This is a genomic window from Desulfovibrio oxyclinae DSM 11498 (assembly GCF_000375485.1).
GTDB lineage: Bacteria > Desulfobacterota > Desulfovibrionia > Desulfovibrionales > Desulfovibrionaceae > Pseudodesulfovibrio > Pseudodesulfovibrio oxyclinae.
In genome coordinates this window covers 17,881-35,578 of sequence record NZ_AQXE01000017.1, presented here as the reverse complement: position 1 = coordinate 35,578, position 17,698 = coordinate 17,881, and the positions used below count along the sequence as shown (strand labels likewise).

The following is a 17,698-nucleotide window of genomic DNA, read 5'->3' as shown; positions in this document are numbered from 1 at the left end:
TTCCGCCATGAACTTGTTGCAGAAGAGCGGTGACAGGGGGGGAGGGGAGGCAGTGCATATCGCCGAAAACGCCTCCCCGGCGGAGCTCAAGGCAATGCTGGCGGGCATGACTGACGATCAGCTGCGTAAGCTGCTTGTCGCGGAACTGGAAAGAAGGGAAACCGAGCCGGCTCTCGGAACGGCCAAAACCGGCGGCAACAGGATCAGTAGTTTCATCGACAGGTTGCACCGTGCGGGTGACTTTGTCAGAAATCGGTTCATCTACCTTTTTGAAGGTGCCGGAAGCGCGCCGAGGGCCATGCCCGAGGCGTATCAACGGGTTTTCGGGCTGGACAGGAGCGTGCCTCCGGAAGCGTCCCTGGCCGGGGTCGCGCTCCTCACCGCCATGTATGCACTTGCCGCGTGGATGCTGCGGCGCCGCACCGGGGTCCTGCGAGTCCGGCTGGCTTCGGTACCGGAGAATCCGACCGCGTTGACCAAGCTGGGCAGGCTCTTCCTCAGGGCCCTGCTCGACGTCATGTGCATCGCGCTGCTTTCGGCGGCGGTGTTCATACTCTACCTTCTTTTCGTGGGCGAATACTCCGGCGCCAAGCCGGTGGTCATCACCTGGCTTGCGGCCATGATCCTCTGGGGACTCTCCAATGCCGCAGCGCGGTTTATCCTTGCCCCGCGCGCCCCGGCGCTGCGCTTTCTGCCCATTCCCGACCATGCGGCACAGTACATGTACAAATGGGCCGAACGATTCGGCCTGCTGGTGGCCGCGAGTCTGCTCGCATGCGGCCTGCTGCGGCTCGACAGTGACTCCGAGGCGCTGCACCTGCTGACGCTGGCCGGGGTGGGACTGCTGCTCACGCTCCTGCTCTGCGTCCTCATCATTAAGAACCGACAACCCGTGGCAGAGTATATGCGCAGTCGCGGTAGCGGCGGGCTTCAGGAGGTTTTCGCGGGCATCTGGCATCTGGCGGCGGTGAGCTACCTGCTGCTGTTCTGGGTGGTCTGGGTGCTGGGGCTGATCCTTTTCGGCGCGGGGCAGGCATGGAACGGTCTGGCCGCCATGCTGTGCGTGCCGCTGTTCCTGATTTTCAACTGGATGGCCCAGCGGCTGGTGAGCTATGCCACCGACATGGCCGGGGAGCATGATGACCCGGTGCGTATTGCAAGGGTGCGGGCGATCCTGTCCGGCGGTTTCCGCATCGGCATCGCGGCCGCGCTCTTTTTTTGGCTGCTCTCGCTCTACGACGTGAACCTTCCGCTGGGCGAGGCCACGGCACGCGCGCTCCTCAACGTCATGGTGACCTTGGTGCTTGCCTACATCTTCTGGCTCTTCGTGAGTGCGGCCATCGAGCGTCGCATCCAACCCGACGAGGAAGAGGCCGAAGAGGCGGAAGGTGAGGGCGGACATGGCGGCGACAGACTCTCCACCCTGCTGCATCTGCTCAAGCGGTTCATCTTCGCCGCGCTGGTGGTCGTGGTTGCGCTGATCGTGCTTTCGTCCATCGGGGTGGACATCGGGCCGCTGCTGGCGGGAGCAAGCATCTTCGGCATCGCCATCGGCTTTGGTTCGCAAACGCTGGTCAAGGATATCGTCTCCGGTATCTTCTTCCTGCTGGACGACGCCATCCGCGTGGGCGACTATCTTGAGGTGGGCAGCGCGAAGGGCACGGTGGAACGCATCTCGATTCGCTCCATGCAGTTGCGCCATCATCTGGGCATGGTCTACACCATCCCCTTCGGCAACATTTCTCAGGTGAAGAACATGACCCGGGATTATTCCATAATGAAGCTGGAATACCACGTGCCGTTCGATACCGACATCGGGCAGGTCAAGAAGATCGTCAAGAAGATCGACAAGGAGATCCGCGAGATTCCGGAATTCGACAGCGTGCTTCTGAGCAAGATCAAGTCGCAGGGCGTCAAGCGCATCGATGAAGTGGGGATGCTCATGCGCATCAAGTTCACCACCAAGCCGGGCGGTCAGTTCTCGGTGCGAAAGGCCGTGCTGGCCAAGCTGCGCAAGAAGTTCGAAGATGCGGGGCTGCAATTCGCCCACCGCAAGGTAACCGTGCACGTGGCGCATGACGAGGCGGGCGACGCGGAGGCCGCGTCCCGGGCCGGTGCGGCCGCAGCGCAGCAGATTCTCGATGAAGAGCAAAACGCCGAGCCCGGCGCAAGCGGGGGACGTTGATGGCAAAACCCAGTCTGGAACCGTTCTTCAATCCCGAGACCGTGGCCGTGGTCGGCGCATCCTCCACACCCGGCAAGGTCGGGCATACGGTGATGGAAAACATGCTCTCCGCAGGATTTCGCGGAAAGCTGCTGCCCGTGAACCCCAAAGGCGGGGACATCATGGGCGTGGAGGCCGTGACGAGCGTGGAGCACCTGCCGCGAGGCGTGGACCTCGCCGTGGTCGCCGTGCCGCGACGCTTCGTGATCGACACGGCCCGGGAGCTGGCATCGATCGGTTGCCGGTCGGTTATCGTCATCACTGCGGGATTCAAGGAAGTCGGTCATAAAGGGTACGATCTGGAACAGGAGCTGGCCGGAATCTGCCGTGATGCGGACATGGCCCTGCTCGGGCCGAACTGCCTCGGCATGATCAACTCTCCTGCGGGGGTCAATGCGTCGTTCGCCGCGGGCCAGCCGCTGCCGGGCAACATCGCCTTCTTTTCCCAGTCGGGCGCGCTGTGCGTGGCCATTCTCGACTGGGCGCGCGGTGCGGGCATCGGGTTCTCCAAGTTCGTGAGCCTCGGCAACAAGGCCCTCATGGATGAAGCGGACATGCTCCGCTACCTCGACTCGGACCCTGAGACGGATGTCATTCTGGGCTATGTGGAGAACGTGGAGAACGGAAAGGATTTTCTGCTTCGGGCCGAAACCGTCACGCGCAACAAACCGGTGATCATGATCAAGTCCGGTTCCACCGCAGCCGGGGCCAAGGCCGCCAGTTCGCACACCGGAGCCATCGCCGGGTCGGACAGTGCGTACGGGACCGCCTTTCGCAAGGCCGGGGTCATTCGCGTGCGCGACGTGGAGTCGCTGTTCAACCTCGCTCTCGCTTTTTCCGAACAGCCGCTGCCCAAGGGGCCCAACGTGGGCATCGTGACCAACTCGGGCGGGCCGGGCATCCTCGCGGCGGACGATGCGGTGCTGCACGGACTGTCCGTGCCGTCCCTCACGCCGCGCACCGTCATGCGGCTGCAGGAATTTCTGCCGGGATACGCGGCGTTCAACAACCCCGTGGACATCATTGGGGACGCGGACGCCGAACGGTATGCGGCGACCATGGAGGTGGTGGCCGAGGACCCGACGGTGCACAGCCTGCTGGTGATGCTGACCCCCACAGCCGCCGTGGGCATTGAGGATACCGCCAAAGCCGTGGCCCGAACCGCAGAACGATGCGGCAAGCCTGTCTTTGCCAGTTTCATCGGCGGCAGGCGCGTCGGTGCCGGGCGAAAAATCCTGCGTGAAGCGGGAATCCCCTGCTACGATTTCCCGGCGGCCGCGGTGGAGAGCATTTACGCCATGCATTCCCACGCCGTGCGACGTCATCGTCCGCAACCAGAGTATCTGGATGCTTACCGCGACGTGGAGCGGGCGCGGAAAGTCCTGCGCGAGTCCGCGGCGCGAGGTGAGCGCGAAGTGGTGGAGTTCCGGGCGCAGGAGGTGGCTTCGGCCTATGGACTGGACGTCCCGGGAACCCTGCTTGCCCGTTCATCGGAAGAGGCCGTACGCGGCGCGGATGCCATAGGCTATCCCGTGGCGCTCAAAATCGCCTCGCCGCAGATATCGCATAAAACCGACGTGGACGGCGTGGCCGTGGGGCTGAAAAATGCCGAGGCCGTGGCCGAGGCGTTCTCCGACATCACCTCTCGGGCCACACGTATGCGCCCGGACGCCTACATCGCGGGCTGTCTCGTTCAGGAGATGGCCCCGGCCGGGTCACGCGAGGTCATCGTGGGGTTCAAGCGCGACGACCAGTTCGGGCCACTGCTAATGTTTGGGCTGGGTGGTGTATATGTGGAGATCGTCAAGGACGTGGCCCTGCGGCTGGCTCCGCTGTCGAAGCAGGACGCGTTCGAGATCGTGCGCGAAATCCGGTCCTACCTGCTGCTCAAGGGCATCGACGGTGGCCCGTATGCCAACTTTGACAAGCTGGAAGAGGTGATTCTGACCATGTCGCGGCTGGCCGTGGACCTGCCGGAAGTGCTGGAGGCCGAGTTCAATCCCGTGCTTGTTGGCCCAGAGCGGGCCGTTGTGGCTGACGTGCGGATCACCCTCGATCCCAAGGTCGGGAGCAGCTAGACCAGCTTTCGGCGGATGAACCGCGCCAGCCCTTCGACGATTTCGCCATGCGCTCCGGGATGTCGGTGCAGGCAAACCGTAGAGCTCGGCAGGGCCGGGAACCCTTCGGATTCTCCAAGCAGCCGCAACTCGCCGTCCACCGTGCTGCGCCCCACCGGGGCCACGCCGAGGCCCGCCTTCACGGCCGAAAGCACGCCTGTCAGGCTGGGGCTCACAAACGCTATCCGATAGTCGCGGCCCATGCGCTCACATCCCTCCACGGCCCAGCGGCGATAAGTGCACCCATCATGAAAGACCGCCAGCGGGAGCGGTTCGCGTTCATGCGCGTTGCCGCTCAGGCCCGTGACCCACACGATGGGTTCGCGATGAATCACCTCGGCGGTTTGGTCGTCCAGCGGATCCGCGGCGTGACTGAGTATGGTCAGGTCCAGCTCTCCCCGCTGAAAGCGAAGGTTCAGCGACTGGCTTGTGCCGCAGAAAACCTCCACGCGCACGAGCGGATGAGTTTCGTGGAAGGCTGCGAGCATCTGCGGAAGAAACCACGACGCATAGTCCTCCGGGGCACCAAGGCGGACACGTCCCTCCATTTCCGGCGCGGTGACGGCCGAGAGCGCTTCGTCGTGCAATGAAAGCAACCTGCGCGCGTATTCGACAAGCGTTTCCCCTTCCAGCGTCAGGGTCACGCCTCGGCCTGCACGTCGAAACAACAGCGTCCCTACTTCATCCTCCAGACGGGCCATCTGCATGCTGACTGCGGCCTGGGTCCGGTGCACCGTATGTGCGGCACGGGTGAAGCTGCCGCAGTCCACAGCGGCGACGAAGGTCCTCAGAAGATCAATGGGCAGGCTGGTGGCGCGCGAAGTATCAAGCATGTTTATGGGTCGCATAAAATCAATTCGTTTGTCTAATGTTTTGCCACGCGGCATGGTGCTGAAAACAAGGAGAAACGAATATGAGCGAGAGTCAGGTTGAACTGAAGGAAAGCATCGGAGCGAGTTGGGCACAGTATCGCGAACGCATGCCCGAGTTTGCGCAGGCGTATGACGCAATTGCTGCGGAAGCGTATGCCGGAGGGAGCATCGGCGCAAAGCACAAGCGGCTCATGGCGCTCTGCGCCGCGATGATAAAAGGCTGCCGCGCCTGCATCCTGTATCAGGCGGACAACGCCATCGAGCAGGGGGCCACGTTGGATGAGTTCCTTGAGACCATAGCTGTTGCCACGGCGCTTGGCGGCACTATGGGGGCAGCCGAGGCCACGCGGCTCATGCAGTTTCTGGAAGAGCGCGGCATGCTGGACTAGGCGAAGCATACTGTCTGCTCATGGAAGACGGCGTCCCTCAGGGGGCGCCGTCTTTTGTTTGCCATGCATCAGCGACCACGCTTCCGGCGATTGGTGACAGATTCTCCGGCTATTCCCCAGTTGTCGGTATCCACTTCATCGATGATCACGAAGGTGGTCTCGGGATTCTTGCCCAGTACGTCCCTGAGCAGGGCTGTCACGCCGTCCATGAGCTGTTGCTTTTGTTCCGCAGTGGCGCCTTCGCGCGTTATCCGAATGTTTACATATGGCATCCGGGCCTCCCTGTTTCACGGGCAGTGTTTAGGTTTCGATAAAAGAAGAGGGCGCATTTCATATAATAATGGTCACCATATGAATATGCGTACCATTATTGAACCATGTCTGTACCTCCGTCCTTTGTAAAGTCGGGTCTTGAAACTGGGCCGAGCACTATGCGGTCTTGACAAAATGCGAGGACTGATTGATTGATCAACAAGTTTTTCGGAACCGCCCATAGGTGAATAGGGTGTGTTTTGGGTGGATTATATTTATGCATTGAAATTATTGATTAATTGGCTTTTTGAGTATTACGGGCAGATGTTCACAAAGTGGTTTGCCACGATGGACTGGCCGTGGTATTTGGCCGTAAGGTTGAAAGATGAGGTGAGAGCTTGTGAAAATTGCTCTTTTTCTAAGAGTTTCACGGGCTGTTCGGCTCGACTGTCCCGGTCGAGCTGATGAGGTGAGGAAAATTGGCCCGGTAGCCGGGCCTGGAGGAGCATATGACTGATACTAACGGCTGGAATTGGGAGCCCGGCAAGAAAACCGTGCAGAACCTCTCGGAAATCAGCGAAGACGTTCGCTGGACCGAAGAGTGGCACGCCAGTCCCGACGGTGAAACCGTCGCGTGCGTGGCCTGTACGGATGATGCCGAGTTCAGCTTCGTCGTCAACGGCGAAGTGCTGGAAAACAGGTTCGAAAAGGCGATCTGTCCCAAATTCACCCCCGACGGCAGCTTGGCCGCGCTGGTCTCTCTGGACATGGAGTGGACCGTGGCCGTTGACGGGAAACCGTGGGAAGAAACCTACGGGTTTTTGTGGGACATGCAGTTCGGCGGCGGCAAGCTTGCCGTGGCCGTACAGCAGGACATGAAGTACGGGATGATCGTCGACGGGAAACCTTGGGATCAACTTTTTGAGAACGCGAACCAGTACAAGCTGAGCGCTTGTGGAACGCGTTCGGCCGCTGCCGTTCAGGCGGAGTCCATGGGGCCGGCCGACATCTTCGGCTTTCAGGAGGGTATATTCTCTCTGGCCGTGGACGGAAAGCTCTGGGACCTTCGCGCAATGAACGTCTACACCCCGGTGTTCAGCGCGGATGCCGGAAGCGTGGCCTGTCAGACCCGAAAGACTCTTTACGACTACACCATCGCGGTGGACGGCAAGTTCTGGAGCAAGGACTTCGCCTGCGTCTGGGAACCCTGCTTCAACCCGGCGGACAAGAGCGTCGTGGCCCCCGTGCGCGTGAGCGGACGCTGGGGCATGGCCCGCAACGCCGAGATCATCTGGGAGCCTCGTTTCTCCCAGCTCTGGCAGCAGCAGTTCAGCCCGGACGGATCCGCCCTGTGGGCCATTTGCGCCACCGACTTCGGCAAGTTCACCGTATGTCGCGACGCAAAGCCCTGGGATTGCACCTTCGGTGCGGTGGTGGATCTCTCCTTGAGCCATGACGGACGCCGCGCCGCGGCGCTGGGTCACAACCGCGACAGCGGGTACAACGTCATCGTTGACGGTACCACCTGGTCCGGTGACTACGACATGGCATGGAAGCCGGTGTTCAGCCCCGACGGGTCCGCCGTGGCCGCCAAGGTCAAGAAGGGCGGGCGCTACAACATCGTGCTGGACGGCAAGCCCTACAGCGAAGACTTCGACATGGTCTTCGACCCCGTGTTCAGCCCCGAGGGCGACAAGGTACTGGTCAAGGGCATTCGCAACGGAGCTTACGAGCGCATCGTCGCGACCGTGGGCGACTTCCGCAAGGAGGCATAGCCACCATGTTCAACGAAATATACGAATTCGTGACCGGTCCCCTTGCCTGGTTCGGCTGGGGTGTGTTCATCCTCGGCTCCATCTGGAAGCTTACAAGCCTCTGGAGCCTTGCCCGAAAGAAGGATCAGACCTCCATTCACTATGTGAAGCCGAAGTTCGCCCTGCGCTCCATCGCGCACTGGCTGACTCCGTTCGGTACCCTCGGTTGGCGCGAGAATCCCGCCGTCACCGTGGTGACCTTCATCTTCCATATCTGTCTGGTGCTGGTTCCCATCTTCCTGTCGGCCCACGTCATCCTCTGGGAAGAGTGGTTCGGCGTCAGCATTCCGGCACTGCCCAACACTGTGGCAGACATCATGACCGTCCTGGTGATCCTCTGCGGCGCTTTCTACGCATGGCGTCGTCTGAGCGTTCCCGAAGTGGCCTTCGTCACCGAGGCCAAGGACTGGTGGGTACTCGGCGTGGTCGTCGCTCCGTTCGTGACCGGCTTCCTGGCCTACCATCAGATCTTCAATTACGAGGTCATGATCGTGCTGCACGTGGTCACGGGCATTGCCTGGCTGGCCCTCATCCCCTTTAGCCGTCTGAGCCACATGCTGGTTTCCTGGTACTCTCGCGCCTACATCGGCTCCGAGTTCCAGGGCGTCCGCCACTGCAAGGACTGGTAGAGGGAAAGGAGAAATAGCGACATGAAGAAACCAGTTTTCGACAGAAAAATCGAGGACATCGGGCTGCAGACCGGAGCCGGTAAGCTTACGCCCGAAAAGATACAGAAGACCATTCAGGCCGTGCTTGAAGGCGAGACCGGCGCCAAGCTGAAGGTCTATCACGAAACCTGCGTGCGCTGCGGCCTGTGTGCCAAGGCCTGCCACTTCTATGTCTCCCATGACGGCGACCCGACCTACTCTCCTGTGGGCAAGGTCGTGCAGACCATGACCGAGATGATCGACAAGAAGGGCAAGGTCGATGCGGACTTTATCTACCGCGCCGCGCAGATCGCCTACACCGAATGCAACCTGTGCCGCCGCTGCGTGCACTACTGTCCGCTGGGCATCGACACCGCGTACATCATGTCAACCGTGCGCCGCATCTGCCATAAGCTGGGCGTGACGCCGCAGTACATTCAGGACACCGCGCATTCCCATTCCGCCACCATGAACCAGATGTGGGTCAAGGACGATGAATGGGTGGACTCCCTGCTCTGGCAGGAAGAAGAGGCCCGCGACGAGTTCCCGGACCTGCGCATCCCGCTGGACAAGGATGGCGCGGACATCATGTACTCGGTCATCGGACCCGAGCCCAAGTTCCGCACGCACCTGATCTATCAGGCCGCCGCCATCATGCATGAAGCCGGTGTTGACTGGACCATGCCGACCCTGCACGGCTGGGACAACTCCGACATGGCCATGTTCACCGGCGACTTCGAAATGATGGGCCGTCTGAAGCGCGACCACTTCGAGTGTGCGCAGAAGCTCAAAGTCAAACGCATCGTCATGGGCGAATGCGGTCACGCCTTCCGCTCCGTGTACGACCAGGGCAACCGTTGGCTCGGCTGGGCCGACTACCCGGTTGAAGTGGTCCATGCCGTCGAGTTCTACGCAGAGCTGCTGCGCTCCGGCAAGATCAAGATGGCCCGCAAGATCCCTGGCCCCGTGACCATTCAGGACCCCTGCAACATCATCCGCGGCCGCGGTCTGATGGAAGAACTGCGCTACGTGGTTCACGAGATTGCGGAAGAGGTCATCGAAATGACGCCCAATCAGGAGCACAACTTCTGCTGTGCGGCTGGCGGCGGCGTCATCAACTGCGGTCCTCCGTTCAAGAACGTCCGCGTCAAGGGCAACAAGGCCAAGGCCGAGCAGCTCAAGGGCGCCAAGGAACAGGGCGCCGATATCTGCATCGCCCCGTGCCACAACTGCCACGGCGGTCTTGAAGACATCATTCACGGATACGACCTCGGCATGGAGCTGAAGTTCATCGGCGACATCATCTACGCCAACATGGTCAAGACCAAGGCTGTCGAGGAATAAGGAGGAGCGCCATGAATAAGATCGTACCCGCATTGCTTGCAGCCGTGCTCGTGTTGGTGTTCTTCCTGCCCGCCATGGGTCAGGAGGACATCGTGGAACTGAGCAACCCGGCGTTTACCGAAAACAAGCGCCCGGCCGCCGTGTTCAACCACGACGAGCACAACGAGATGGCCGAAATATACGACTGCACCCCGTGTCACCATGAAGGCGTCGAGGAAGGCGAATTCATCCCGGGCGATCCCGAGATGGGCTGCGCCGACTGTCACTACGAGGACGCAGGCGAAGGGGAAACCCCGCTTCGTGAGGCGTACCACCAGATGTGCATCGACTGCCATACCGAAAAGAAGGTCGGACCGGTTGCCTGTGGCCAGTGCCACGTGAACTAACCGGGACGGTTTTCCGTCACCAATAAGCGCGAGGCCGTCGGTTTTTCCGGCGGCCTCGCTTTTTTGTGTCTTGATTTCAGCTTGTTACTTCTGTGGTGTCGATGGTGGCATGGGTGTTGCTCAGTAGAGTGCGAAACGTCAAGGAACGGAGGAAGGAGTATGATTGAGCATGATTGCGCCCTTTTCGAGCCTGATTCGCACGTACCGGCTCCGGTTCCGGAGATGCCCATCACGAGCTGTCAGGCACGTCGGATTCACAAGTTGCAGACTGAGCTCGACGACCTGTTCGCAGCGCGGGCAGGCGGCAGCATGAGCATCGGGCAGCAGGAAAGGGTGGAGGCGATTTTCAACGAAATTGACGCGGTATACGGAGGTAGAGGGTAGTCTCAAATCTTCTATCGTGTCGTTTCGCACAAAAAAAGGCCGCTTCCTTGGGAAGCGGCCTTTTGTCTGTTTTCTTGATTGCGGCTACAGCATGTCCTGCTCGACGCCGTGCTCGTCGGCGAGCTTGAGCATGTCCCTGAGAATGCGCAGGGTTTCCTGCGCCTCTTCATAGTCGAGTTTGCGCAGGGCAAAGCCCGCGTGAACAATTATGTAGTCGCCAAGCTCCACTTCTTCGTCGAGAAGCATGATGGAGGCCTGAATGGTGGCGTCACCTTCGCCGACTCGGCAGGTGGCCACCTGATCTTCGATGGACAGGATCTCAGCTGGAACTGCGAGGCACATAGACCTTCTCCGATGAGGGGTTGTCCGCCGAGCGGGGGGTATACGTGGCACCCGCGGCGGTGATTTCCTTGAGAACCGCTTCAACTACCTCGGGCAGTTTCGCGGCCAGCGTGCCGGAAATCTCGGTGGACATGGTTTCATAATCCTTAGGCTCCACGCCAAGAAGGACCACTTCGTCCGGCACCTGCCCTATCAGCTTACAATGGGCGAGCACGTCGAGCAAGTCCGTTTGGTGCATGGAGTTCTTGAAGGCCACGCTTTTGGAAAGTTCAGTGCCCAGAAGCCGATGCAGATCGCCCGGCTGCCCTTCGTTGAGCACAATGTCCGTGATGATCAGATGGTCGGCTTCCATGATGGGTCCCATGAGCTTGGTGCCCAGCGTGCCGCCGTCCAGAATCTCCACGTTGCCGGAAAACTCGTATTTCTGTTCCAGTTCCTCGGCCACGCGGACGCCGAAACCCTCGTCGGTATAGAGGATGTTGCCCACGCCCAGAACCAGAATGCGCTTTTGTTCATTCGTCATTGTCACGCTCTAGAAGAAGGGGACCCGAAGGTCAACCTTCGGGTCCCCGTGTCTTTCGCTTGGAGCCTTGTTCCTACAGGACGCGGAACTTGGCCACGTTGCCGGTCTTGTTGTCGATGACGTGCACGCCGCAGGCGATACAGGGGTCATAGGAGTGTACGGTGCGAAGGATTTCGACCGGACGCTCGGGATCGGCGATGGGGGTGTTGTCCATGAGTGCTTCTTCCAGCGGACCGGGCAGATCGTTGTCGCAACGAGGACCGATGTTCCAGGTGGAGGGAACCACGAGCTGGAAGTTGTCGATCTTCTTGTCTTTGATCTTGATCCAGTGGGAGAGGCCGCCGCGCGGGGCGTTGACGAAGCCGACGCCTTCCGCTTCCGCGGGCATTTCCCAGTCCTTGCAGATGTCCAGCTTGCCGGCGGCCACGTTTGCCTTGAGGTCCTCGACCCATTCAGCGGTCTTGAGGGTGATGATGAGGCATTCGATGCCGCGGGCTGCGGTGCGGCCCAGGGTGGAGTACAGGGCTTCGGCGCCGACGCCGAGAGCGCCGAGAACGAAGTCCACGTATTTCACGTATTCGGGATGACCGAGGCCGTAGTTGACCAGCGCGGTGGCCAGCGGGCCCACTTCCACGGACTTGTCCTCGTAGCGCGGAGCCTTCATCCAGGAGTAGCGCTGCGGGTCGTCCAGGCTGGTGTACATGGGATCGGTGACGCCTTCGTACGGATGCTTCGGAGTGTCTTCCTTGTACCAGGAGTGCTTGACGTGCTCCTCGATCTTGGACGGATCGAAATCCATGACGTTGCCGAGATTGCGGTCGTAGATGACGCCCGGCTTGACGTAGCGGGAGTCCAGATCCGCTTCGCCGCCCTGTGCGGGGAATTCGCCGAAGCTCATGAAGTTCCTGGTTCCACCGATGGAAGCCCAGTCCTTGTAGAAGGAGGCCACGGTGATCAGGTCGGGAATGTAGCATTCCACCACGAAGTTCTTCACTTCCTCGTAGATGTCGAGGAAGGTCTGGATGGTGTCTTCCTGCAGACCTTCGTAGCAGGTGACGCCGCCCATGACGGTGAACTGGGTGTGCGGGTTCTTGGCGCCGTACACGGCCATCATGCGCGCGGCCTTGACCTGCAGGTGCAGGGCTTCCAGATAGTGGGCGGTGCCGATCAGGTCGACCTCGGGGGTCAGCTTGTATGCGGGGTGTCCGCCGGGCTTCAGGAAGTAGGCGTTGTTGAAGATGCCGAGGCGGCCGGAATCGATGATTCCCTTGATGGTGTCCTTGACCTTCTGCAGATCTGCGGGAGTGGTGACTCGGGAGGAGTCCTTGTTCACCATCTTGTAGTTGGCGTTGGCCATCTCCGCTGCGGTGTTCACGTCGGCGTTCAGGACGTTGGCGACGTTGACGAAGTCCAGAGCGTGCAGGTGATAGAAGTGCACGATGTGGTCGTGCATGAACTGGGATGCCAGCACGAGATTGCGGATGATGGTGGCGTTGTGGGGCAGGACCTTGTCCACGCCCACGGCGTTGTCCACGCAGCGGATGGAACCCAGAGCGTGCACGTAGGTGCAGACGCCGCAGGAACGCTGGGTGAAGTGCTGGGCGTCGCGAGGATCGCGGCCCTTGAGGATTATTTCGAGGCCGCGGAACAGCTGCGAGCTGCTGCGGACGTCGACGATTTTACCATTGTCTACGACGGCTTCCACACGGAGATGGCCCTCAATTCTGGTTACCGGGTCAACGATGACCTTTTCACCATGAGCCATACCCGGGGCGCCTTTCGGAGTGCAACCGGACATATTTCAACCTCCTAAAAAGAAGATTTGTCTCTTAACGAAACCGGGCAACAGTGCCCAACTACCATTCGGTCAGATCAGCGTACAGATCCTTTATTCCGCCCCAATCGGCGCCGTCCCAGAAGTCCGGCTGCGAGCAGCCGATGCAGGGGTGGCCGGCCTGAACGGGCCAGTTGATCTGGTTGAACTTGATGGTCGGGCAGTTGTTGTAGGTCTCGGGACCGCGGCAGCCGACCTTGCGCAGGCACCAACCCTTGCGGGCTTCCTCGGAACCGAAGGATTCGGCGAACTCGCCCCAGTCGAAGTGACCCATGCGGGGACAGTTCTCGTGCACGGACTCGCCGAAGAAGGCCCAGGGGCGACCAACGTCGTCCAGCTCGGGGATGCCTTTGGTGAGGTAGTGCACGATGGTGCCGACCAGGTTGTAGGGGTTCGGCGGACAGCCGGGCACATTGATGACCGGTGCGTCGGGGATGACTTTGTCCACGCCTTTGGTCTGGGTCGGGTTCGGCGCAGCGGCCTGAACGCCACCGTAGGTGGCACAGGTACCGTAGGCGATGGTTGCCTGGGCGCCCTTGACGACCTTCTTGGTGGTCGCGAGCATGGTGTGCCCGGAGACCTTGCCGTGAGCGCCGGCTTCGCCTTCCCAGCCGGTGACGGCGGTGGGAATGCCGCCTTCGACGACAGCCACGTATCCCTTGGGATCGTGCATGGTTTCCTCGAGACATTTTTCGGCCATATCGCCGGCGGCCGCCATAATGGTCTCGTGGTAGTTAAGAGAAATGACATCCAGAATCAGGGTGTCAATGTAGGGTTCGACCGTCCGAAGAATGGACTCGGAGCAGCCGGTGCACTCGGCGTTGTGCAGCCAGATGACATTGGGGCGCTTGTCGTTGGTCAGAGCCTCGGCGACCTTCGGAGCGAAGGCCGGGCCCATACCCATGACAGCAGCCACGGTTCCGCAGAACTTCATGAAGTCGCGACGACCCACGCCGCGCTTTTCCAACCGTTCCACGGCACCGTTCTTGCCATGACCTACGGAAATTTTCATGGAACACCTCCGTACAATTGAGTTCAAGATTACGACCCGTCGAATTTGTCCGAACCGGACAAAAGTGGTCGTCCGCAACTCTACCTGTATCCACCCATAGTGGCACTGTATTCACGTCCGTGCCATTATAGCCATACGTTTTCAGAAAAAGCGTATAAACATCTGAAAACTTTAGTTAACGACCTACGTAACTGCCTTTCAATACAAAATCAATAGGCCGTAGAAAAAAGATTTGCGAAGATGGGATGCTATGGAGGAGCCTGATGCGAAATAGCCCGTACAATAGGCTCAGTGTCAAAATGCGTGAAAGACCAGGGCGGCTGCGGGCGCTTTTGCGGCAGTCCCGAGCCTGTTATGATGATCCCTGCATCGTCGATACGGATCGAATCGGCCCTCAAGCTGAAAAGCAAAAAATCATACGGAGGCATCATGAGCGCCATTCTTGAACTTGCAATTTTTCCCATGGACAAGACCGGGAGCGTCAGCACCTATGTGGGGCGGGTGCTGGAGGTCGTGAAGCAATCCGGCCTTCCTTATGAAACCAATTCCATGGGGACGTGCATAGAGGGGGAGATTGCGGAGCTTATGTCCCTTTGCACCCGCTGCTTCGCCGTTCTGGAAGAGGACAGCGACAGGGTTTACGCCACCATGAAGGTGGACTGGCGGAAGGGACGGCAAAACGGGATGCGCGGCAAGCTGAAAAGCCTCGAAGTCCGCGAGGGGGGCAGCTAGTTCGGCGGCCCGGTTCTGTCTGAAAAGGCCGATGGAGCGCCTGAACGTTTGAGCTGGTACTCGTGCTGCATGAAAAGCCCCTCGCTGGGGAATATGCGGCGTGCGAACCGGGCGGCAGCAAGGGCGGTCCTTGGCCTGTCGTGCCTTCGCAACATGTCGATCCAGCGAGAGAATCCATCATAGAGCGTCTGGCGTACGTGCGTAGGCAGTGATGCCGGGTTCTCTCGTGCCGTGGCTGCCATGGCCGAGAAGATGCTGTGGGCGTGCCACGGCCTGTCGTTCTCCAGATGGCTCCGCGCCGTGGAGGCCAGTCTCGGGATGTCGTGGACCGTGGGGGGGGCAAAGGCAACACGGCGCACTTCCTCGATCTGCATTGCCGTGTGGCGGTATGGGCCGTTTTTCGCGGCCAAGTGCAGCAAATTGTCCATAATGGCTTTTGGCTGATAAAAGAAATGGCTGTTTTTCTGTCGCTCCATCTGGCCGAGCATTGATTCGACGTCCTGCATGGCTGCGGGGATGTCTTCCTGTTGCAGATGTGACCAGGCCTTGTATGCCAAAGCCTGCGGGGCGAGGTAACAGCCGCCGGCCTTCGCGAAGGCTTGCAGGCATCTTCCCAGCACGCGTTGTCCACTGTGGTGCTCCCCGCACAGGATGAGGGTGGAGCCGAGAACCGTATGCGCCAGCCTGAGAAAGAACCATCCGCCGCAGGATGCCCGGATCGAACATGCCTTGAAGGCGTTGGCCAGCGCCTTTTCCTTCCTGTCGGAAAGGGCGTGGATGAGGGCAAGGTATTGATGCGCCTGCGATGAAATGTGTGGAATGTTGCCGTAAACGGGGTGTTCCAGCAGAGCCTGTGCCCGGTCGAGCGCTCCGGCAAGGTCGCCCGTGGCGAACAGCATGTCGGCGTCCCATATTTCGAGAAAGCCGCCGAGGTGAGTCTGCTTGAATATGTCTTCGTACAGCGACACGCTTTCCTGCTTGCAGCTCCTGTAGGCGCAGAAATCCCCTTTCATGAGCACGCTGTTCATGTACATGATGTGCAGGGTCATCTTGACGGAGTCCGTCAGCGCGGGCGATTCCAGTTCTGAGAATAGGGCATCCAGATGGCTCAGTGAAGCGTCGATGTCCCCCAGCTGGGTGTGATGCAGGACTCGCGCATTATTGATCTCCGGCGGCGGTGTCTCCATGCCGAGCTTGCGGGAGTTCTCCATGGCGCGCTCGTGGAAAAGCCGCCATTTCGAATTATCGACCGCGCAGTAGTTGAAGCCCAGCAACAGCGCGCAGTCGCAGAAAAGCGCTTCCGATGCCGAAAGCGTGTCCATGGAGTGCTCGTATAGCGTGCAGGCACGCGACAAAAGCTGCGCGCAGAGCCTCAGCATTCCGGTAAAAAAAGTATCGCAATGAATGATCATGGCGATGGCGATCAGTTCCCCTGTCCGGTCGCCCTGTGCCCTGAAGCGGCGCATGGCGTTGCAGATGCGTTCGCGAGTGCGTCCCGGATTAGCGTTCATGCTGGCGCGAGCACTCATGAGCTCGAGCCAGGGATGAGAGCTGCGGACCTCATCTGGGCACTGGGCGCAGACCTGCGAGATGATGGCGAGATGGTTGGCGTTCACCAGTTTCAGGCCGTATTGGCGAAACAAATCGGCAAGGGCTGGCCAGTTCTTGGCGGAAGCAAGGCAGACCGCCGCCCGCTCCGGCAGACCTCGCGATGCGAAGAGCCATGCCGCGTCAGTCAGGAACGCATTGCATTCCTCCGGGGTCAGGTTGTCCCGGGCCATGGTCCGTAGTGTGTCGCGAAAGAGATGGTGAAAGCGATATACGAACCATCCGCACCGTTCCGCGAGCCTGACAAAAAGGTTGCGACGCGCCAGTCGTCCCGCCAGCGCCGTGCCGCGGGCAAGGCTCAGGTCTTCGGCGAAACTCGCCGGGAATTCGTCCGGCAGAGACATGAACATCAGTTCACGCCACGCCTGACGATCCGCGTCGGCAAGGCAGGTTTTTTCGAAATATTGAGCGAGCGCGGCCGGTGTATGCTCCATCCGGCTGCCGCGGTGGACGGTCCCGGAGCCGAGCAGCAGTACGCCGGCGGTCCAGCCGCCGGTGGCGATGAGAATGGCCGCACATTCCTCGTTGCTCGGCTTTCTGCCGAAGACGCGCTCCTGAATCTGGGCCACCTCGGCGCCGGTAAGCGCCAGAATGTCATCGTCAATGCTGATGGTCTCGTGAAAGCTGAAAAGCGGGCTGTCATCGAGGAGCAGCGTGGTGCGCGTCAGGATGCAAAAGGTGACGCGCTGCGGCGATGCGTCGATGAAGGCGCGAAGCACGGCGAGGCTTGCCGGATGCTCCTGTAGCAGGTGGGCATCGTCTATGACGGCTAGGACGGGCGGTCCGCTGGGCGGGAATGCAGTGGGAAGCCCTTTGCTGACTGCGATGACGCATTCCACCGCCGACTGGCTGGAGCGCGCCGCGGCGAGCACGGTGGAAGCGTCGAAACCGGATATGGATGTGAAAGATTGGCAGAGTTTTTCCAACAGGCCGACATGGTCGGCGTCGGACGGAGAGCAGTCGCACCAGCAGGTGCGGCCTTCGAATTCCTGCGAAAGCTGTTCGGCAAGGGTGGTCTTTCCCTGTCCGGCCCGAGCCTGAATCAGCAGGATACGGGCGGCTTGGCCGTCGGCGAGGCGGCAGTAGCTCAAGGCTTCGTGCCGCCGGACCCAGTTTCTTTCCGCGCCCGATCGTTCAGCGAAGTTCATTGATGGTCCCCGTTGATGAGACTTGTCCCGTAAGCAAAGCTGTATCACACTGCCTGTATATCGCAAGTGC

Annotated in this window: 16 protein-coding genes; 9 read left to right on the top strand and 7 right to left on the bottom strand. The window is 60.3% G+C overall.

All coding sequences use genetic code 11. The features are described 5' to 3' along the window. Positions 1-52: 52 nt before the first annotated feature. Both B149_RS18120 and B149_RS0115120 read left to right on the top strand, forming a co-directional pair. Positions 53-2,185, top strand: a complete 2,133-nt coding sequence (locus B149_RS18120; protein WP_018126014.1) for a mechanosensitive ion channel family protein — start codon at positions 53-55, stop codon at positions 2,183-2,185. Beyond that, positions 2,185-4,302 carry an acetate--CoA ligase family protein gene (locus B149_RS0115120; protein WP_018126013.1) on the top strand — a complete coding sequence of 706 codons (2,118 nt, stop codon included), beginning with the start codon at positions 2,185-2,187 and terminating at the stop codon, positions 4,300-4,302. The genes B149_RS18120 and B149_RS0115120 overlap by 1 nt, the downstream gene beginning before the upstream one ends. Here the strand turns inward: B149_RS0115120 and B149_RS0115115 are convergent. Next, entirely contained in the window at positions 4,299-5,189 is an 891-nt protein-coding gene (locus tag B149_RS0115115) for a LysR substrate-binding domain-containing protein (protein WP_018126012.1), read from the bottom strand. The two genes, B149_RS0115120 and B149_RS0115115, sit on opposite strands and share 4 nt — an antisense overlap. A 65-nt stretch (positions 5,190-5,254) precedes the next feature. Between B149_RS0115115 and B149_RS0115110 the strand changes: the two genes are divergently transcribed. Further along, complete coding sequence (locus B149_RS0115110) at positions 5,255-5,602, top strand: carboxymuconolactone decarboxylase family protein (RefSeq protein WP_018126011.1); 348 nt, start codon at positions 5,255-5,257, stop codon at positions 5,600-5,602. Positions 5,603-5,670: 68 nt separating this feature from the next. On the opposite strand, the gene B149_RS0115105 is transcribed toward B149_RS0115110, so the two are convergent. Then, positions 5,671-5,874: a 2-hydroxymuconate tautomerase family protein gene (locus B149_RS0115105; RefSeq protein WP_018126010.1), complete on the bottom strand. Its 204-nt coding sequence runs from the start codon at positions 5,872-5,874 to the stop codon at positions 5,671-5,673. Between the two features lie 489 nt (positions 5,875-6,363). On the opposite strand from B149_RS0115105, the gene tmcD reads away from it, so the two are divergent. The 5 genes from tmcD (at position 6,364) to B149_RS0115080 (ending at position 10,429) form a co-directional block, all read left to right on the top strand. Continuing rightward, the gene (gene tmcD, locus B149_RS0115100; RefSeq protein ID WP_018126009.1) at positions 6,364-7,629 is read left to right on the top strand and encodes an electron transfer complex subunit TmcD; all 1,266 of its coding nucleotides are present in this window, start codon (positions 6,364-6,366) and stop codon (positions 7,627-7,629) included. Positions 7,630-7,634: 5 nt separating this feature from the next. Beyond that, positions 7,635-8,297 (top strand): TmcC family electron transfer complex membrane anchor subunit, encoded by a 663-nt coding sequence (tmcC, locus tag B149_RS0115095; RefSeq protein ID WP_018126008.1) that lies wholly within the window; start codon positions 7,635-7,637, stop codon positions 8,295-8,297. 21 nt (positions 8,298-8,318) lie between these two features. Beyond that, positions 8,319-9,659: an electron transfer complex ferredoxin TmcB gene (gene tmcB, locus B149_RS0115090; RefSeq protein WP_018126007.1), complete on the top strand. Its 1,341-nt coding sequence runs from the start codon at positions 8,319-8,321 to the stop codon at positions 9,657-9,659. 11 nt (positions 9,660-9,670) lie between these two features. Then, positions 9,671-10,045, top strand: coding sequence for an acidic tetraheme cytochrome c3 TmcA (tmcA, locus tag B149_RS0115085; protein WP_018126006.1), 375 nt, complete (start codon positions 9,671-9,673; stop codon positions 10,043-10,045). A gap of 159 nt (positions 10,046-10,204) precedes the next feature. Then, positions 10,205-10,429 (top strand): hypothetical protein, encoded by a 225-nt coding sequence (locus B149_RS0115080; RefSeq protein ID WP_018126005.1) that lies wholly within the window; start codon positions 10,205-10,207, stop codon positions 10,427-10,429. An 84-nt stretch (positions 10,430-10,513) separates the two neighbouring features. Here B149_RS0115080 and B149_RS0115075 read toward each other — a convergent pair whose 3' ends face one another. The 4 genes from B149_RS0115075 to B149_RS0115060 form a co-directional block, all read right to left on the bottom strand. Beyond that, on the bottom strand, positions 10,514-10,771 hold the full coding sequence (locus B149_RS0115075) for a HypC/HybG/HupF family hydrogenase formation chaperone (protein ID WP_018126004.1): 258 nt from the start codon (positions 10,769-10,771) through the stop codon (positions 10,514-10,516). Continuing rightward, positions 10,749-11,294, bottom strand: a complete 546-nt coding sequence (locus B149_RS0115070) for a HyaD/HybD family hydrogenase maturation endopeptidase (RefSeq protein WP_018126003.1) — start codon at positions 11,292-11,294, stop codon at positions 10,749-10,751. Before B149_RS0115070 ends, B149_RS0115075 begins: the two co-directional genes overlap by 23 nt. A 73-nt stretch (positions 11,295-11,367) precedes the next feature. Beyond that, the gene (locus B149_RS0115065; RefSeq protein WP_018126002.1) at positions 11,368-13,092 is read right to left on the bottom strand and encodes a nickel-dependent hydrogenase large subunit; all 1,725 of its coding nucleotides are present in this window, start codon (positions 13,090-13,092) and stop codon (positions 11,368-11,370) included. A 58-nt stretch (positions 13,093-13,150) separates the two neighbouring features. After that, entirely contained in the window at positions 13,151-14,140 is a 990-nt protein-coding gene (locus tag B149_RS0115060) for a hydrogenase small subunit (protein WP_018126001.1), read from the bottom strand. Positions 14,141-14,569: 429 nt separating this feature from the next. Between B149_RS0115060 and B149_RS0115055 the strand changes: the two genes are divergently transcribed. Then, complete coding sequence (locus tag B149_RS0115055) at positions 14,570-14,872, top strand: MTH1187 family thiamine-binding protein (RefSeq protein WP_026167654.1); 303 nt, start codon at positions 14,570-14,572, stop codon at positions 14,870-14,872. On the opposite strand, the gene B149_RS0115050 is transcribed toward B149_RS0115055, so the two are convergent. After that, positions 14,869-17,628 (bottom strand): winged helix-turn-helix domain-containing protein, encoded by a 2,760-nt coding sequence (locus B149_RS0115050; protein WP_018125999.1) that lies wholly within the window; start codon positions 17,626-17,628, stop codon positions 14,869-14,871. The two genes, B149_RS0115055 and B149_RS0115050, sit on opposite strands and share 4 nt — an antisense overlap. Between the last annotated feature and the right edge of the window lie 70 nt (positions 17,629-17,698).

What these genes read in the sequence shown, in the direction of transcription:
- B149_RS0115055 (WP_026167654.1), top strand. Translation starts at nt 14,570, where the DNA reads ATGAGCGCCATTCTTGAACTTGCAATTTTTCCCATGGACAAGACCGGG.
- B149_RS0115120 (WP_018126013.1), top strand. Translation starts at nt 2,185, where the DNA reads ATGGCAAAACCCAGTCTGGAACCGTTCTTCAATCCCGAGACCGTGGCC.
- B149_RS0115070 (WP_018126003.1), bottom strand. Translation starts at nt 11,294, where the DNA reads ATGACGAATGAACAAAAGCGCATTCTGGTTCTGGGCGTGGGCAACATC.
- B149_RS0115060 (WP_018126001.1), bottom strand. Translation starts at nt 14,140, where the DNA reads ATGAAAATTTCCGTAGGTCATGGCAAGAACGGTGCCGTGGAACGGTTG.
- B149_RS0115105 (WP_018126010.1), bottom strand. Translation starts at nt 5,874, where the DNA reads ATGCCATATGTAAACATTCGGATAACGCGCGAAGGCGCCACTGCGGAA.
- tmcB (WP_018126007.1), top strand. Translation starts at nt 8,319, where the DNA reads ATGAAGAAACCAGTTTTCGACAGAAAAATCGAGGACATCGGGCTGCAG.
- B149_RS0115080 (WP_018126005.1), top strand. Translation starts at nt 10,205, where the DNA reads ATGATTGAGCATGATTGCGCCCTTTTCGAGCCTGATTCGCACGTACCG.
- B149_RS0115110 (WP_018126011.1), top strand. Translation starts at nt 5,255, where the DNA reads ATGAGCGAGAGTCAGGTTGAACTGAAGGAAAGCATCGGAGCGAGTTGG.
- tmcA (WP_018126006.1), top strand. Translation starts at nt 9,671, where the DNA reads ATGAATAAGATCGTACCCGCATTGCTTGCAGCCGTGCTCGTGTTGGTG.
- B149_RS0115075 (WP_018126004.1), bottom strand. Translation starts at nt 10,771, where the DNA reads ATGTGCCTCGCAGTTCCAGCTGAGATCCTGTCCATCGAAGATCAGGTG.
- B149_RS0115115 (WP_018126012.1), bottom strand. Translation starts at nt 5,189, where the DNA reads ATGCGACCCATAAACATGCTTGATACTTCGCGCGCCACCAGCCTGCCC.
- tmcD (WP_018126009.1), top strand. Translation starts at nt 6,364, where the DNA reads ATGACTGATACTAACGGCTGGAATTGGGAGCCCGGCAAGAAAACCGTG.
- tmcC (WP_018126008.1), top strand. Translation starts at nt 7,635, where the DNA reads ATGTTCAACGAAATATACGAATTCGTGACCGGTCCCCTTGCCTGGTTC.
- B149_RS0115050 (WP_018125999.1), bottom strand. Translation starts at nt 17,628, where the DNA reads ATGAACTTCGCTGAACGATCGGGCGCGGAAAGAAACTGGGTCCGGCGG.
- B149_RS0115065 (WP_018126002.1), bottom strand. Translation starts at nt 13,092, where the DNA reads ATGTCCGGTTGCACTCCGAAAGGCGCCCCGGGTATGGCTCATGGTGAA.